The sequence below is a fragment of the Lysinibacillus macroides genome (genome assembly GCF_001281525.1).
In the GTDB taxonomy this organism is placed as follows: domain Bacteria; phylum Bacillota; class Bacilli; order Bacillales_A; family Planococcaceae; genus Lysinibacillus; species Lysinibacillus macroides.
This window is the reverse complement of record NZ_LGCI01000014.1, coordinates 76,940-93,488: the sequence shown is the minus strand read 5'-3', so window position 1 is coordinate 93,488 and position 16,549 is coordinate 76,940. Positions and strand designations below refer to the sequence as shown.

12 protein-coding genes and 1 rRNA gene (1 of these 13 only partly in view) are annotated in these 16,549 nt (G+C 37.1%); 8 read left to right on the top strand and 5 right to left on the bottom strand.

The window, feature by feature from the left end:
• Positions 1 to 16: 16 nt before the first annotated feature.
• From mnmE to rpmH, 5 genes are all read right to left on the bottom strand, one after another.
• On the bottom strand, positions 17 to 1,402 hold the full coding sequence (gene mnmE, locus ADM90_RS22385; protein ID WP_053997074.1) for a tRNA uridine-5-carboxymethylaminomethyl(34) synthesis GTPase MnmE: 1,386 nt from the start codon (positions 1,400 to 1,402) through the stop codon (positions 17 to 19).
• A gap of 238 nt (positions 1,403 to 1,640) precedes the next feature.
• A complete protein-coding gene (jag, locus tag ADM90_RS22380; RefSeq protein ID WP_053997073.1) occupies positions 1,641 to 2,444 on the bottom strand; it encodes an RNA-binding cell elongation regulator Jag/EloR in 804 nt (267 codons plus the stop codon).
• Positions 2,441 to 3,211, bottom strand: coding sequence for a membrane protein insertase YidC (gene yidC, locus ADM90_RS22375; protein WP_053997072.1), 771 nt, complete (start codon positions 3,209 to 3,211; stop codon positions 2,441 to 2,443). The genes jag and yidC overlap by 4 nt, the downstream gene beginning before the upstream one ends.
• A gap of 342 nt (positions 3,212 to 3,553) precedes the next feature.
• On the bottom strand, positions 3,554 to 3,898 hold the full coding sequence (gene rnpA / locus ADM90_RS22370) for a ribonuclease P protein component (protein ID WP_053997071.1): 345 nt from the start codon (positions 3,896 to 3,898) through the stop codon (positions 3,554 to 3,556).
• Between the two features lie 100 nt (positions 3,899 to 3,998).
• Positions 3,999 to 4,133 carry a 50S ribosomal protein L34 gene (gene rpmH / locus ADM90_RS22365; RefSeq protein ID WP_004233310.1) on the bottom strand — a complete coding sequence of 45 codons (135 nt, stop codon included), beginning with the start codon at positions 4,131 to 4,133 and terminating at the stop codon, positions 3,999 to 4,001.
• Between the two features lie 538 nt (positions 4,134 to 4,671).
• Between rpmH and dnaA the strand changes: the two genes are divergently transcribed.
• From dnaA to ADM90_RS22325, 8 genes are all read left to right on the top strand, one after another.
• Entirely contained in the window at positions 4,672 to 6,021 is a 1,350-nt protein-coding gene (gene dnaA / locus ADM90_RS22360; protein WP_053997070.1) for a chromosomal replication initiator protein DnaA, read from the top strand.
• Positions 6,022 to 6,191: 170 nt separating this feature from the next.
• Positions 6,192 to 7,328 (top strand): DNA polymerase III subunit beta, encoded by a 1,137-nt coding sequence (gene dnaN / locus ADM90_RS22355; RefSeq protein WP_053997069.1) that lies wholly within the window; start codon positions 6,192 to 6,194, stop codon positions 7,326 to 7,328.
• Between the two features lie 128 nt (positions 7,329 to 7,456).
• The gene (gene yaaA / locus ADM90_RS22350) at positions 7,457 to 7,681 is read left to right on the top strand and encodes a S4 domain-containing protein YaaA (RefSeq protein ID WP_053997068.1); all 225 of its coding nucleotides are present in this window, start codon (positions 7,457 to 7,459) and stop codon (positions 7,679 to 7,681) included.
• A 3-nt stretch (positions 7,682 to 7,684) separates the two neighbouring features.
• Complete coding sequence (recF, locus tag ADM90_RS22345) at positions 7,685 to 8,800, top strand: DNA replication/repair protein RecF (protein WP_053997067.1); 1,116 nt, start codon at positions 7,685 to 7,687, stop codon at positions 8,798 to 8,800.
• Between the two features lie 92 nt (positions 8,801 to 8,892).
• Positions 8,893 to 10,830 (top strand): DNA topoisomerase (ATP-hydrolyzing) subunit B, encoded by a 1,938-nt coding sequence (gene gyrB / locus ADM90_RS22340; RefSeq protein ID WP_053997066.1) that lies wholly within the window; start codon positions 8,893 to 8,895, stop codon positions 10,828 to 10,830.
• Between the two features lie 24 nt (positions 10,831 to 10,854).
• Positions 10,855 to 13,320, top strand: a complete 2,466-nt coding sequence (gene gyrA / locus ADM90_RS22335) for a DNA gyrase subunit A (protein WP_053997065.1) — start codon at positions 10,855 to 10,857, stop codon at positions 13,318 to 13,320.
• Between the two features lie 142 nt (positions 13,321 to 13,462).
• The gene (locus ADM90_RS22330; protein ID WP_053997064.1) at positions 13,463 to 14,545 is read left to right on the top strand and encodes an HD-GYP domain-containing protein; all 1,083 of its coding nucleotides are present in this window, start codon (positions 13,463 to 13,465) and stop codon (positions 14,543 to 14,545) included.
• 1,544 nt (positions 14,546 to 16,089) lie between these two features.
• Positions 16,090 to 16,549: ribosomal RNA gene (locus ADM90_RS22325) — 16S ribosomal RNA — on the top strand; it runs 912 nt beyond the window's last position.

Genomic DNA, 16,549 nt, shown 5'->3' with positions numbered 1-16,549 from the left:
CCTCTCTATAATAAAATTATTTTCCTAAACAGAACTGTGAAAATAGTTGATTAATAAGGCTCTCTTGTACAGTGTCACCAATGATTTCACCAAGTATTTCCCATGTTCTTGTGACATCAATTTGTACCATATCCACGGGTACACCAGCCTGTGCAGCCGCTATTGCATCTCCAACCGTTGCTTGCGCTTGGTGCAGAAGTGCAATATGTCTTGCATTAGAAACATATGTTAAATCGCCTGCTTCGATTTGTCCTTCAAAGAATAAGGCAGCAATGGCTTCCTCTAGCTCTGTAATGCCTTCCTCCTGTAACAGGGAAGTCGTGACAATACGATGCTCACCAGCTAACTCTTTGACACGAGCTAAATCAATTTTTTGTGGTAAATCTGTTTTATTGACAATAACGATATAATCCATTGCTTCAATTGTTTCGAATAGACGCTCATCCTCAGCAGTTAATTCATCTGCGTAGTTTAAGACAAACAGAATTAAATCTGCTCCACGAAGAGCTTCACGTGAGCGCTCAACGCCAATTCGTTCCACTATATCTTCTGTCTCCCGAATACCCGCTGTATCCACTAAACGGAGTGGAACACCGCGTACATTGACGTATTCTTCTATAATATCACGAGTCGTCCCTGCAATATCTGTCACTATGGCCTTATTTTCTTGGACTAAGCTATTTAAAAGTGAAGATTTCCCTACATTTGGACGACCTAAAATAACAGTTGATAATCCCTCACGCAAAATTTTCCCTTGAGACGATGTTTGGAGAAGTTTATGAATTTCATTGCTTACCCATGTACATTTTTCGACTAATACAGGTACTGTCATTTCTTCTACATCATCATACTCTGGATAATCTATATTAACCTCTACTTGTGCTAATGTCTCTAGTAAAGCTTGGCGTAAATCACCAATAAGTCTCGATAATTTTCCATCCATTTGACCCAAAGCAACATTCATCGCACGATCTGTTTTGGCTCTTATCAAATCCATAACCGCTTCAGCCTGTGATAAATCGATACGTCCATTTAAAAACGCTCGTTTTGTGAATTCGCCAGGCTCAGCTAATCTTGCTCCATTCGTTAACACAAGTTGCAATACACGATTGACGGAAACTAATCCACCGTGACAGTTTATTTCAATTACATCCTCACGTGTAAATGTTTTTGGTCCACGCATCAGCGATAGCATTACTTCCTCTACTACCTCATTTGTTTTAGGCTCAACTAAATGCCCATAATGAATGGTGTGCGAATCCTTCATTGTTAAACTTTTACCACCTGGTGATCTAAATATTTTATCTGCAATCGCCACTGCTTCGTCTCCACTTAAGCGAACGATCGCGATGGCACCTTCACCCATCGGTGTGGATATCGCAGCAATTGTATCGAACTCCATTTCATGACCTCCTCAATGTTATCCACATGTGGATAATCGAAACCGACCAATACTTACTAACATCTTAGACTAACATATTTTCAGCAAAATCTAAAGTAAGGATCATTGCCAAATGTGGATAAAATCATTTTTTTGCTACTCTTATTTTCCACAAAATTTGCTATGTCACACTAAAAAAGGTCACTTTATCGCGAAGATAAAATGACCTTTCAAAATATATTGTCTGTATGTGACTCGTTTATTTATTTTTTACAGGTTCAATCACTAAATAGCGATTAGGCTCTGTGCCCTCAGAATATGTTTCAAGATCTAAACGATTGGCTAATTGATTATGAATTATTTTTCGTTCGTAAGATGGCATTGGTTCAAATGCCACACGTTGATTTAAGCGTAACGCTTTGTCTGCCATACGATCTGCCAGTAATTCTAAAGCCTCTTGACGACGTTCACGATAGTTTTCTACATCTAATTTCACCATCAAGAACTGCTTGGCACTTTTATTTAACATAAGCTGTGTCAAATGCTGTAGGGCATTCAGTGTTTGACCACGTTTTCCTATAAGCAGTGCAGCTTTCTCACTTTTCAGCTGAAATAAGACATATTTTCCTTCGCGTGTCGTTGTAATATCAAGATCATCAATAGCCAATTGCTCAGCAATTTTGACTAAATAAGTCTTTGCCTCTTCAATTGGATTGACTAAATTTACTTCATCATTTTGTTCCTTTACGATTTGGTGAATAGCTTCGATTTCACTTGGTTGCTCAGAAACTTGTGAACTTATTGCTTCAACCTCATCTACTGCTAATGGTTCGTCGAATTGAGTTATTATTTGCGGTTCAGCCCTGTCACTTTCAATTATCGGAACCTCAACTTCTTTTACTGTCACACGAACTTCTGCAGAACGTGCGCCAAAACCTAAAAATCCTTTTTTACCTTCTTGTAAAACTTCAACATCTACTTGTTCACGGGTTTTGCCAAGTTTCTGTAACGCTAATGAGATCGCTTCTTGTGTTGTTGCGCCTATTTGCGTAAGTTGTTTCACTTTTTAGCCCCTCCATTTTGAGCAGGTTGTGTTTTATCTTTATTCCAAGGTTTATAAATAAGCAGGTTTTGAACAACCGAAATAATGTTTCCGATCACCCAATATAGTGGTAATGCAGCTGGTAAAGCCATACCAAAGGCAATAATCATAAATGGCATAATATACATCATCATTTTCATTTGAGGATTATCCATTGCTGGTCCTGTACGTAATACAATCAATTGCGTTAAGCCTGCAATGATCGCCAATGCTGGTGCAGGATCTGCTAACGGGAAGATAAAGAAATTCCCTAAATCAAACGTAGATGTAGCATTCATACGACTAATGGCATGATAGAAGCCAATTAAAATTGGCATTTGAATAAGTGCTGGTAAACATCCTGCAATTGGGTTTACACCAGATTCACTCATTAGCTTCATCATTTCTTTCTGATACTGTTGCTGTGTCTGTGCATCCTTAGAAGCATACTTCTTTTGCAGTTCCTTCAATTTCGGCTGAATTTCTTGCATCTTTTTAGAGCTCTTTGTTTGTTTAATCATTAATGGCAAAATTGCTAAACGGATAATAATCGTTACGGCAATGATTCCCCATGCATACGTACCAAGCAGATCAGCAAAGAATTTTATCGCTGATACAAGTGGCCAAACAATGAATTCATTCCAGAAGCCAGTGCTGTCTTTGGAAATTGGTTCATTGAATTCTGTACACCCAGACAGTAATAAGGCTACTGATACTAGTGACAAAATTACCCAATGTTGTTTTTTCAACCTTCTTCCTCCTACAATTACTATTCACTTTTTTCTTAATTCTATATGCATTTTCTTTCTTCACTGACAGTTTCTCACCTCAAAATCAGTGACACCGTTACTTCATTCATTTTGTGCTTAGACGCTCACTATTAAATGAAGGTAAAGCTATCAGTTATTTTATCATGCCTATAACGTTTCACTCTACTAAATATTCTAACTATATATATTTATTCGTTAAGTTTTCTGGCAAATTTACATATATGTCAGTAAACCCCTGCGAAAAATACCCCTACGTGTATTTGAAAGATATAAATTCACTTTTTCTTATTGTTAACAATACAGACCACTTGGTTGCATATATTACACTTTTCTTAATACTTTTGCGATTCGTAGTACATGCTGCAAACTTTGCTTCACTTCATGAAAATCCATAGTGGCCGCCGGATGTCTGGCGATAATAACATAATCCATATTCGGCTTTAGTTCATCTTTTAATTCATGGATACTTTGCCGAATATAGCGTTTTATTTGATTGCGTGTTACCGCATTCCCAAGCTTCTTACTAACTGATAAACCTACACGAAATTCCGTTTGTCCCTCTTTTACTAAAAAATAAACAACAAACTGACGATTAGCGAAAGATTTACCTTTTTTAAACACCTTTTGAAAATCTTCATTTTTCTTAACTCTCTGGCGTTTTTTCATTACTTTCACCTGCTATTAGATAATATCTTTTGATCCTCATTTCTAGGTTTACCAAAAATAAAGAAAAAAAAGACCACTGATGTGGCTCAGTGGACTTATTTTATGCTGATAAAACTTTTCTTCCTTTACGACGACGAGCAGCAAGAACTTTGCGACCGTTTTTCGTGCTCATACGTGCGCGGAAACCGTGAACTTTACTGTGCTTACGTTTTTTTGGTTGGTAAGTACGTTTCATTGTATATAGACACCTCCTGAATGAGTTGAATTTTTCAACATACAGACTCGAATATTATATAAGGTATCTAGCTAATCTGTCAATGTATTTCATAATTTTCTTTTAACCAATTAATCTACAGCGTTGATTTTAACAAAAATAATTATCCACAGACCTCTTGTTTTTTTTACACAGGGTTGTGTATAGTATTTTTTGCAATATTTTTTATCCACAGTGATTATCTACAGCTTTTTCACATAAGCAGATCCTGTGGACAACTCAAAAGTGCATAACTATAAGGTGTGTGGATAAGTTTCACAAACTATTGAAATAGCTTTGTTTTTCTGATACGATTACTGTGCTTCACTTTGTTGAAAACTAAAATGAATAATTTAATTATCCACAGTTGTTAATATGTTGTGGATAATTTTTATCACAGCCTTTGGTTAACTGTTATCCACAATATGTGAGTATGTGGATGAGTTGTAAAATGAACGTATTTACCTTTTCTATAAATGCGCGTTTTTATGTACTGAACATTGTAAAGGAGATTAGCAGCTTGGAACATTTAGAAGAACTATGGAATAATGTCCTGGCTCAGGTAGAACAAAAAATTTCTAAACCAAGCTTCGAAACGTGGCTAAAGTCTACAAAACTACTATCCTACAATGGTAGTGGTTCCACTGTGACAATTGCTGCGCCAAATTCGTTTGCTCGAGACTGGCTTGAAAATCATTATATTCATTTGATTACAGGTATATTAACGGAGCTTACAGGCGAAGACTTGCTTATTAAATTTGTTGTTCAAAAAAGTCAGGGTTCGGACGATTTCGATTTGCCGGCGCCGATTATCCAAGCAAAAAATAACGATCACCACGATATTTCACCAGGTATGTTAAACCCGAAGTATACTTTTGATACGTTTGTTATTGGCTCTGGTAATCGCTTTGCACATGCTGCCTCACTAGCTGTCGCTGAAGCACCTGCGAAGGCATATAATCCCTTCTTTATTTATGGGGGAGTTGGGCTAGGGAAAACACACTTAATGCATGCGATTGGTCATTATGTATTGGAGCATAATCCTAATGCCAAAGTAGTTTACTTATCATCTGAGAAATTTACAAATGAGTTTATTAACTCTATTCGTGATAACAAAGCACTTGATTTTCGCAATAAATATCGGAACGTAGATGTGCTACTAATTGATGATATTCAATTCCTGGCAGGAAAAGAATCAACGCAGGAAGAGTTTTTTCACACGTTTAATACATTGCATGAAGAATCAAAACAAATTGTTATATCGAGTGACCGACCGCCAAAGGAAATTCCAACGTTGGAAGATCGGCTGCGTTCACGCTTTGAATGGGGCTTAATCACTGATATTGCGCCGCCTGACTTGGAAACTCGTATTGCGATTCTACGCAAAAAAGCAAAGGCAGATGGCCTAGAGGTACCGAATGAGGTAATGCTTTATATCGCGAACCAGATTGACTCCAATATTAGGGAGCTTGAAGGTGCGCTTATTCGCGTCGTTGCCTATTCATCACTGGTTAATAAAGATATTACAGCGACATTAGCTGCTGAAGCATTGAAGGATATTATTCCAAATTCAAAGCCACGCACCGTAACCATACTAGATATTCAAAATGCAGTAGGAGAACATTTTAGTATTCGTTTAGAAGATTTCGCTGCAAAAAAACGTACAAAATTAATTGCTTTTCCACGCCAAATTGCAATGTATTTATCACGCGAATTAACGGATTTCTCGCTGCCGAAAATTGGTGAAGAATTTGGTGGACGTGACCATACGACTGTTATTCATGCACACGAAAAAATATCTTCTTTGTTGAAAAATGACGCTCAGCTTCAACAAGATATTAAACAAATTCGTAGCATGCTAGGAAAGTAATAGCTGTGGACAACTCCAATATTTAAACACAAACTTATGCACAGTCTATCTACATGTGGATAGACTGATTTTATTCGCTTTAAATATACTTATCCACAAATCCACAGGGCCTATTACTATATCTTTTTATTTTATATAAATAAATAATATATATATGTGAGGGAAAATAAATGAAATTTGATATTTTACGTGACCGTTTATTAGAGGGTCTAAATGATGTGATGAAGGCTGTAAGCTCTAAAACAACTATTCCAATCTTAACTGGTATTAAAATTGATGTGACAGAGGAAGGTATTCGTTTAACAGGTAGTGATGCTGATATTACAATTCAAACATTTATTCCAGCTGAAGAAGATGGACAACAAATTATTCAGGTTGTCCAAACAGGATCAATTGTTGTCCAAGCCCGTATGTTTAATGAAATTATACGTAAATTACCAACAAATGATGTTGAAATTCATGTAACATCTGGTTTCCAAACACATATCCGTTCTGGTAAATCAGAATTTCATCTAATTGGCTCTGATGCTACTGAGTATCCATTATTGCCTGAACTAACAGAGGATCAAAAATTTACTATTCCTGCTGATTTGTTAAAAACAATTATTCGCGAAACGGTGTTCGCTGTTGCCACTTCAGAAAGTAGACCAGTGTTGACAGGTGTAAACTGGCAAATTAAAAACGAAACGTTAATCTGTGTTGCAACAGATAGTCATCGTTTAGCAAGACGTAAAGTTCAACTGGAAAATTTACCAGAAGTTGAGCATAGTGTTGTTATTCCAGGAAAAAGTTTAAATGAGCTTAATAAAGTATTAGAAGACTCAACAAATCCTGTACAAATTGTTATTACAAGCCAGCAAGTATTATTTAAAGCGGATGATGTACTATTTTTCTCTCGTTTACTTGAAGGAAATTACCCAGATACATCACGTCTAATTCCAGAAGAATATCAAACAAATGTAACGATCAATGGTAAAGCTTTATTACAAGCGATTGACCGTGCATCATTAGTGGCACGAGGTGATCGTAATAATGTTGTACGTTTTGAAATATTAGATCATCAAGCTGTTGAAGTTTCTTCTAATTCACCTGAAATTGGGAAAGTACAAGAGGAAATTCCCGTCGAATCACTAGAAGGGGAAAATCTAAAAATTTCTTTTAGCGCAAAATATATGATGGAAGCATTGAAAGCTATTGATGGCCAAGATGTAGTAATTCAATTTACAGGGGCAATGAGACCATTTATTTTACGCTCTGTTCATGATGATGCTATACTCCAATTAATTTTACCTGTACGAACTTACTAAAAGATTTGAAAATCTAAATGGACTAAAAGGCTAGGGTAGTCGCTTATTGCGGCTATCTTTTTTTACTTATAGTGAAATTTTAGGTATGATAGAGAGAAAGAAAGTCTGTATTCGGAGGGGAACACACTATGCAGGACATTAAAATTGATGAGGAGTTCATTACGCTGGGGCAGCTATTAAAAGTAACAGATGCCATTAGTTCAGGTGGAATGGCCAAATGGTTTTTACAAGAAAACGCTGTTTATATAAATGGTGAAGTAGATGATCGTCGAGGTCGTAAATTACGTAACGGAGATATTGTAAATATTCCTGGATGTGGTCGCTTTCAAATTGTAGGACCAGCTGGACAGTAAATTATGCATATTGAGCAATTAAAACTAACAAATTATCGTAACTATGATGCCTTAGCTTTAAACCTCTCTCCAAAAATTAATGTTTTCATTGGTGAAAATGCTCAAGGAAAAACAAATGTTATGGAATCTATCTACGTATTAGCAATGGCTAAATCGCATCGTACAACGAACGATAAAGAATTGATACGCTGGGATTCAGACTATGGTAAAATAGAAGGGGCCGTTCAAAAAAGGCACGGTATTTTACCAATAGAGCTTACGATTACAAAGAAGGGTAAAAAGGGCAAGATAAATCATATAGAGCAAAGTCGCCTTAGTCATTATATTGGCCAAATGAACGTTGTTATGTTTGCACCAGAAGATTTAAATGTCGTAAAAGGTAGTCCGCAAATACGCCGACGTTTTATTGATATGGAGATTGGGCAAATTTCGCCTGTTTATTTGCATGATTTATTGACCTTTCAAAAAATTTTAAAACAGCGTAACCACTTCTTAAAGATGAACCAAGGCAAATCTATGTCAAATGATGTGATGTATGAGGTCTACAATGAACAATATATTCAGGCAGCTATCCAAATTATTCGTAAAAGATTTCAATTTATGGATTTATTACAGGAGTGGGCTGAGCCTATACATGCAGGGATATCTCAAGGAAAAGAAACACTGGTTATAAAATATCGTACAGTAGCTGGTATTGAAAAAGAACATACCATTAACGAAATTGAACATATTTTACATCGAAAATTGATCGAAGCGAGAGAGCGCGAATTTGACAGAGGTGTAACACTAATTGGACCACATCGCGATGATTTGCAGTTTTTGGTAAATGATTATGATGTTCAAACCTATGGCTCACAAGGACAGCAACGTACAACTGCCTTGTCTTTAAAACTTGCTGAAATTGAATTAATTAAACAAGAAACAAACGAAACACCCATCCTACTTTTAGATGATGTATTATCGGAACTCGATGATTATCGCCAATCGCACTTATTAAACACTATTCAAGGTGAAGTCCAAACCTTTGTCACAACGACAAACGTTGATGGAATTCATCATGAGACAATGGAGCAGGCTCAACTGTTCCACGTGAAACAAGGAGCGATTGAAGAAAGTTAGCCAGGGTAGTTTTTTAGATTACAAAAGAATGGTAATAGTCAGCTCGGTTGACTGTTCATTCATTTACACACAATGATGTTATGAAGGAGTAGATGAAAGCCGTGGCTATAGAGAACGAAGGTTTACAAAACCAAGCTTATGAGGCCGATCAGATACAAGTTTTAGAGGGCTTAGAAGCAGTACGAAAAAGACCAGGGATGTATATCGGTTCAACAAGCTCGAAGGGGCTTCACCATCTAGTATGGGAGATTGTTGATAATAGTATAGATGAAGCACTTGCAGGATTTTGTACAGATATAAAAGTGACAATTGAAAAAGAGAATTGGATTCGCGTAGAAGATAATGGACGTGGGATTCCTGTAAGCATTCAAGAAAAAATGGGTAAGCCAGCAGTTGAAGTTATTATGACTGTCTTACATGCTGGGGGTAAGTTTGGCGGTGGAGGCTACAAAGTATCTGGTGGTCTTCATGGTGTTGGGGCCTCAGTTGTAAATGCCCTTTCTGTTGAGACAATCGTTCAAGTTCATCGTGAGGGACATATCCATGAAATTAAATTTGAACGTGGAAAAACAGTTCAAGAGTTAACAATTATTGGTGAGACTAATCATAATGGTACAACTACACGCTTTAAAGCCGATCCGGAAATCTTTAAGGAAACAACCATTTATGAATTCGATATTTTAGCGCATCGTATTCGAGAATTAGCTTACTTAAACCGTGGTATCAAAATTACGATTACAGATGAACGTGAAGAAGAGGAACGTTCTACTACATATCACTATGAAGGTGGTATTCGTTCGTATGTAGAGCATCTTAATCAATCGAAGGATCCTATTCATGATCCGATTGACGTACTTGGAGAAAAGGATGGTATTTCAGTTGAAATTGCTATGCAATATAATGCCGGATTTTCTTCCAATATTTTTTCATTCGCTAATAATATTAATACGTATGAAGGTGGTACGCATGAGTCTGGTTTTAAAACTGCACTTACACGCGTTATTAATGATTACGCACGTAAAAATGGGCTATTAAAAGAAGCTGATGCCAATCTGACAGGTGAGGATGTACGTGAAGGATTAACTGCTATTGTCTCTATCAAACATCCAGATCCTCAATTTGAAGGACAGACAAAAACAAAGCTAGGGAATTCAGAGGTAAGCCAAATTACGAACTCACTATTCTCAGATGGCTTTGAGCGTTTTATGTTAGAAAATCCAACGATAGCTCGTAAGATTGTCGAAAAGGGTTTAATGGCAGCTCGGGCACGGGTAGCAGCGAAAAAGGCACGTGAATTTACTCGTCGCAAAAATGCTCTCGAAGTATCAAGTTTACCAGGTAAATTAGCTGACTGTTCTTCGACAAATCCAGCTGACTGTGAAATTTATATTGTTGAGGGTGATTCAGCTGGCGGTTCTGCGAAAAGTGGACGTGATCGTCATTTCCAAGCCATATTACCGTTGCGTGGGAAAATTTTAAACGTTGAAAAGGCGCGTTTAGATCGTATTCTTTCAAATGCTGAAATTCGTGCTATGATTACAGCTTTTGGTACTGGAATTGGAGAAGAATTCAATTTAGAAAAAGCCCGTTATCATAAAATTATTATAATGACAGATGCTGATGTCGATGGTGCGCATATTCGAGTGCTACTATTAACATTTTTATTCCGCTTTATGCGTCCGCTTATCGAGGCAGGTTATGTCTATGCAGCCAAGCCCCCGTTATATCAGGTAAAGCAAGGGAAGCATGTAGAGTACTGCTATTCAGATGAGGAGTTAGATGAAATTTTAAATCGATTATCAAGCATACCAAAGCCAAACGTGCAGCGCTATAAAGGTCTAGGTGAAATGAATGCAGAGCAGCTATGGGAAACAACAATGGACCCAGCACATCGTACATTAATTCGTGTTGAACTAGACGATGCAATTGAAGCAGATCGAATTTTTGACCAACTAATGGGCGATGACGTTGAACCGCGCCGTCATTTCATTGAAGAAAACGCTGTGTATGTTCAAGATTTAGATATTTAATCGTTTGGAAGGGAGGTCTATATTTTGTCTGAGATCGAACATGAAAATATTCAAGGAAGAAATATTACGACTGAAATTAAAACATCATTTTTAAGCTACGCGATGAGTGTTATTGTATCGCGTGCTTTACCAGATGTACGAGATGGTTTAAAGCCTGTGCATCGTCGAATTTTATATGGAATGCAGGAGTTAGGCAATACATCCGATAAGCCGTACAAAAAAAGTGCCCGTATCGTAGGGGATGTAATGGGGAAATACCATCCGCATGGTGATTCTTCTATTTATGATGCCATGGTTCGTATGGCACAGGATTTTAGCTATCGCTATATGCTAGTAGATGGACATGGAAACTTCGGCTCTGTTGATGGTGATGGCGCGGCTGCGATGCGTTATACGGAATCGCGTATGTCGAAAATTGCCATGGAAATGCTGCGTGATATTAATAAAGATACAATTGATTATGAGCCGAACTACGATGGTAGTGAGCGAGAGCCAAAAGTATTGCCATCTCGTTATCCAAACTTACTTGTAAACGGTGCTTCTGGTATTGCAGTAGGTATGGCGACAAATATCCCGCCACATCAGCTTGGTGAAACGATTGATGCTGTGCTTGCTCTATCTGAAAATCCAACGATTACTACAGAAGAGTTAATGGAAATTATACCAGGACCAGACTTCCCAACAGGTGGTTTGATTATTGGTCGCTCTGGTATTCGTCGAGCTTATGAAACAGGTCGTGGCTCTATTATTATTCGAGCAAAGGTAGAAATTGAACAAAATAGTAGTGGTAAAGAAACAATTTTAATTCATGAGTTGCCTTATCAAGTAAATAAAGCAAAATTAATCGAAAAAATTGCTGAGCTTGTACGTGATAAAAAAATTGATGGCATTACCAATTTACGCGATGAATCAGACCGTCGTGGGATGCGTGTCGTCATTGAAGTACGTCGTGATGCGAATGCAAATGTTGTATTGAACAATTTATACAAGCAAACGGCAATGCAGTCGAGCTTTGGCGTAAACATGCTCGCACTAGTAGATGGGCAACCAAAAATTTTAAGCTTAAAAGAGGCGCTCTATCATTATTTAGAGCATCAAAAAGTAGTCATTACTCGCCGGACAGAGTTTGAACTTTGCAAGGCTGAAGAGCGTGCACATATTTTAGAAGGGTTACGTATCGCACTTGACCATATCGATGAAATTATCGCGATTATTCGCGGCTCTCGTAGTGGGGAAGAAGCGAAGCCTGTCTTAATGGAGCGTTTTACTTTAAGTGAACGACAAGCACAGGCAATTCTCGATATGCGTCTTGTTCGTTTAAGCGGCTTAGAGCGTGAAAAAATTGAAGCTGAATACCAAGAGTTACAAAGATTAATTGGGGAATTAAAGGCAATTTTAGCGGATGAAGCAAAGATAGTTGAAATCATTCGTAAGGAAATGCTTGAAATTAAAGAGCGTTACAATGATAAGCGTCGCACAGAAATTACTGCTGGTGGCCTTGAAATGATTGAGGATGAAGATTTAATTCCACGAGAAAACTCAGTCGTAACATTGACGCATAACGGTTATATTAAGCGTCTAGCTGCCAATACATACCGTTCACAAAAACGTGGTGGCCGTGGTGTACAAGGTATGGGTACAAATGAAGACGATTTTGTAGAGCATCTCATGAATACTTCTACTCATGATACGATTTTATTCTTTACATCAAAGGGTAAAGTATTTAGAGCAAAGGGCTATGAAATTCCAGAGTTTGGTCGTACAGCTAAAGGCTTACCAATTGTTAACCTGCTCAATATTGAAAAAGATGAAAAAGTAACAGCTATGATTCGTGTTGATTCATTTGTTGAGGATGCGTACTTTATTTTTACAACGAAAACGGGGATTACCAAACGTACACCTGTGTCTCAATTTGCCAATATCCGAACAAATGGGCTGATTGCCATTAGTTTACGAGAAGATGATGATCTTATTTCAGTACGATTAACAGATGGCGATAAGCAAGTAATTATTGGTACACGTGATGGTATGCTTGTTCGTTTCCAAGAGGAAGATATTCGTTCTATGGGTCGTACAGCAGGCGGTGTACGAGGTATTAAGCTCCGTGATGGTGATGAAGTCGTAGGAATGGAAATCGTTGAATCAGGCCAAGAAATTTTAGTTGTTACTGCAAAAGGCTATGGTAAACGTACTGCTGAAGAGGAATATCGTTTACAAAGCCGTGGCGGAGTCGGGTTAAAAACAATCCATATTACCGATAAAAACGGTCCAATGGTAGCTGTAAAAACAGTGGATGGCTCTGAGGATTTAATGCTTATTACAATTAATGGAATGTTGATCCGTATGGATGTTAATGATATTTCATTAATTGGCCGTAGTACACAAGGCGTTCGCTTAATCCGCTTAGGGGATGATGAACAGGTGGCAACAGTGGCCAAGATTGAAAAAGAGGAAGATTCTCACGAAGATGAAGAGAATATAGAAGAATAATGAAAAGCCGATGATGACCATTGAGAGTCGTTCATCGGTTTTTCACTATAAATTATGAAAAATAAGTAACTATTTTGAATTCCGTGATAAAATGGAAATACCTTCAATGAAACAAGCTAAATAGTGAAGAGGTGTTTATTTCATGGAAACTATACATGTACCGATTTCAGAGTTAGGCGTTGGTCGAGTCATTTCTGAAGATATTTTTGCCAATACACAATATCCTATCATTTTTAAAGACACAATGATTTCCTATGTACATTTGCAAGTCTTTCAAGCATTTAATATATCTCATGTACCCGTTTATAAAGGGCAGAGTGATACTCAAGCTGAAAAGAAAGAAACAAATATAGAGGTTATGATAGAAGAAATCCCTACTTTTAGAAAAGTTTATAATCGTTCAGTCGAACAATTTAAAAGGGAATTTAAAAATTGGGAAGCGGGTGCTAAGGTAGATATAGCGAAAGCTAGGACAATTATTTTACCCCTAGTAGAAATGGTACTAGAGGATCGTACTATTGTTTTTGATCTAAATGAGTATTCAAATCCCAAAGACTATTTATATCATCATTGTATAGCGACGGCATTAATTTCTGCAGTTATTGCTCAAAAGCTAGGGTATGATAGAGGCATGACCATTCAAGTAGCGATTGGTGGTTTACTGGCTGATTGTGGCATGGCGAAAGTACATCCACGTATTCGTGATAAAAAATCACCTTTAACAGAGCAGGAATTTGATGAAATCTATAAGCATCCTATTTATAGCCATAATATGGTGAAGGATTTAACGATTTTAAAGGAGACAATGAAAGAAGCTATCTTCCAACACCATGAACGTTTAAATGGAAGTGGCTATCCTAAGGGTGAAAAGATTGCTAATATTTCTGTTTTTGCGCAAATTATTGCTGTGGCAGATGTTTTCCATGCCATGACTTGTGAACGAGTGTATAGGTCTCGGCAATCCTCATTTAAAGTTATAGAAATGATTAATGAATCTGAATTTGGCAAGTTCGATATTAAAGTAGTACGTGCACTAATTGATATTGTGGCAGACTTACCTATTGGCACAATTGTTGAGCTTTCTAATTTAGAGCGTGGCGAAGTCATGTTTGTTAATAAATTTGCACCTACACGACCACTTATTAAATTACTTCATTCAGGAGAGATTTTTGATTTAAGCAAAAATCGTACCTTTTATATCTCACGAATCATCACCAATATGTAAAAAGGCATCTGAATTGTTATAAAAAGAACGATACATCTATCTACTATTAATAATTAATCGATAGTAGATAGGTGATTTTTAATTTTATAAAGATTCATCAAAAATCAAAGGTTACTGTGATTTGAGCCTTACGTTTATATCATTTCTGTTAATTGGTTAATATTATATTCGCAGCAAGTTCAAAATTAAGTGTTAAAAAGATTCAATATACTTGATTAAAGTAATCATGCAAAGGAACAGTCGGTACACTTTGGAAATCTTCGTAATCCTTTGTTTTGAAAAGACTTTTTGACATCCACAACATCAATGATCTATGTGCTCCAATCAAATAAAGTAATGAGGTTTAATTCTGACATGATGTTGAAAAAGTAAGGGACAGTAGTCTGTTATAAATGATTTATCATTGTAGTTTGGAAGTGACGGCAGTATTTATTTACTCACCAATAGTTCCAGGTTCTTAAAAATTGACACATAGAGGATTTAAGGTATAAATAATTGTGATTACTGAAAAATACACTTAACGATGAAAGAAGGTTCTATTATAGTTACTGTTTTCGGTTAATATCACGGTGGTAATTTTCTATATGCTGAATGATGTTCAATCAATAGGGTTGTTCTTAGTAAGGATGTAACAATTGTTTTAGCTAATCTTCCCTTTCTAAAATCGCTGGTTTTAAGCTTTCGATATATCGCCAAGAATGAGACAAATAGGGAATTGATAACCCTTTGTTTTTAGAGTCAATATTTTTCGACATCCTCATTATTCGATGAAGTAACTCGCTCCTAAAATCCCAAGTAAACTGCCATCACCGCTTTCTAATCCTTTTAAGTTCAATTTTTTGGAAGTTCTCGTTGTTTAATCTGAATTTCTGAATTCTAGTATTTCCAGTGCTGGAACAAAACTCTTTTCGATTTAAACTATTCATTTTGTAATCCATTCTGCATCTAAAATATTTATTTTTCTTTTACAAAGGTAATCTTCTGAAAGATTTCCAAACAATAGAATTGATTTCATAAGTTCTAACCATTTTTTATGTTAGAGATACACTTTATCTTCGTGTTGTTTTTAAAACACAGGCAACAAAGCTTTTTATATTGCTCTCAATCAATAACTCATAGAAGATCATAAATCAGTGAGTAAATTTGAAGATAGTGTTTTCTGTGTGTAGTTATTCCAACCATCAAGAGGAGTTAACTACATATAAATAGTTTTATTTTCAAGGGCTAGGCTACCTTCAGAAATCATGATATCCATTCTACTTGGGTATCAATAAGAAATTCTTTCCATGTCTAGCAGGGCAAGAAGACTCTAAATATACTTTTTAAAATAAATTTAGAGAAAGTGTTGACATTATTTTAGTATCTTGGTATTATAAATAAGTCGCCAAGAGGTGACACACTAAATTTAAATGAACCTTGAAAACTGAACAAGCAAAACGTAATCAATAACGTTTTAAGTAGCTAGCTTTGGCTAGTGAACAAAACAAAAATTTTGGACATCAAAATGGATGCCAGCAAAACAATTTGAGCGAATCAAATTTCTTTTTATGGAGAGTTTGATCCTGGCTCAGGACGAACGCTGGCGGCGTGCCTAATACATGCAAGTCGAGCGAACAGAGAAGGAGCTTGCTCCTTCGACGTTAGCGGCGGACGGGTGAGTAACACGTGGGCAACCTACCCTATAGTTTGGGATAACTCCGGGAAACCGGGGCTAATACCGAATAATCTCTTTTACTTCATGGTGAAAGACTGAAAGACGGTTTTGGCTGTCGCTATAGGATGGGCCCGCGGCGCATTAGCTAGTTGGTGAGGTAATGGCTCACCAAGGCGACGATGCGTAGCCGACCTGAGAGGGTGATCGGCCACACTGGGACTGAGACACGGCCCAGACTCCTACGGGAGGCAGCAGTAGGGAATCTTCCACAATGGGCGAAAGCCTGATGGAGCAACGCCGCGTGAGTGAAGAAGGTTTTCGGATCGTAAAACTCTGTTGTAAGGGAAGAA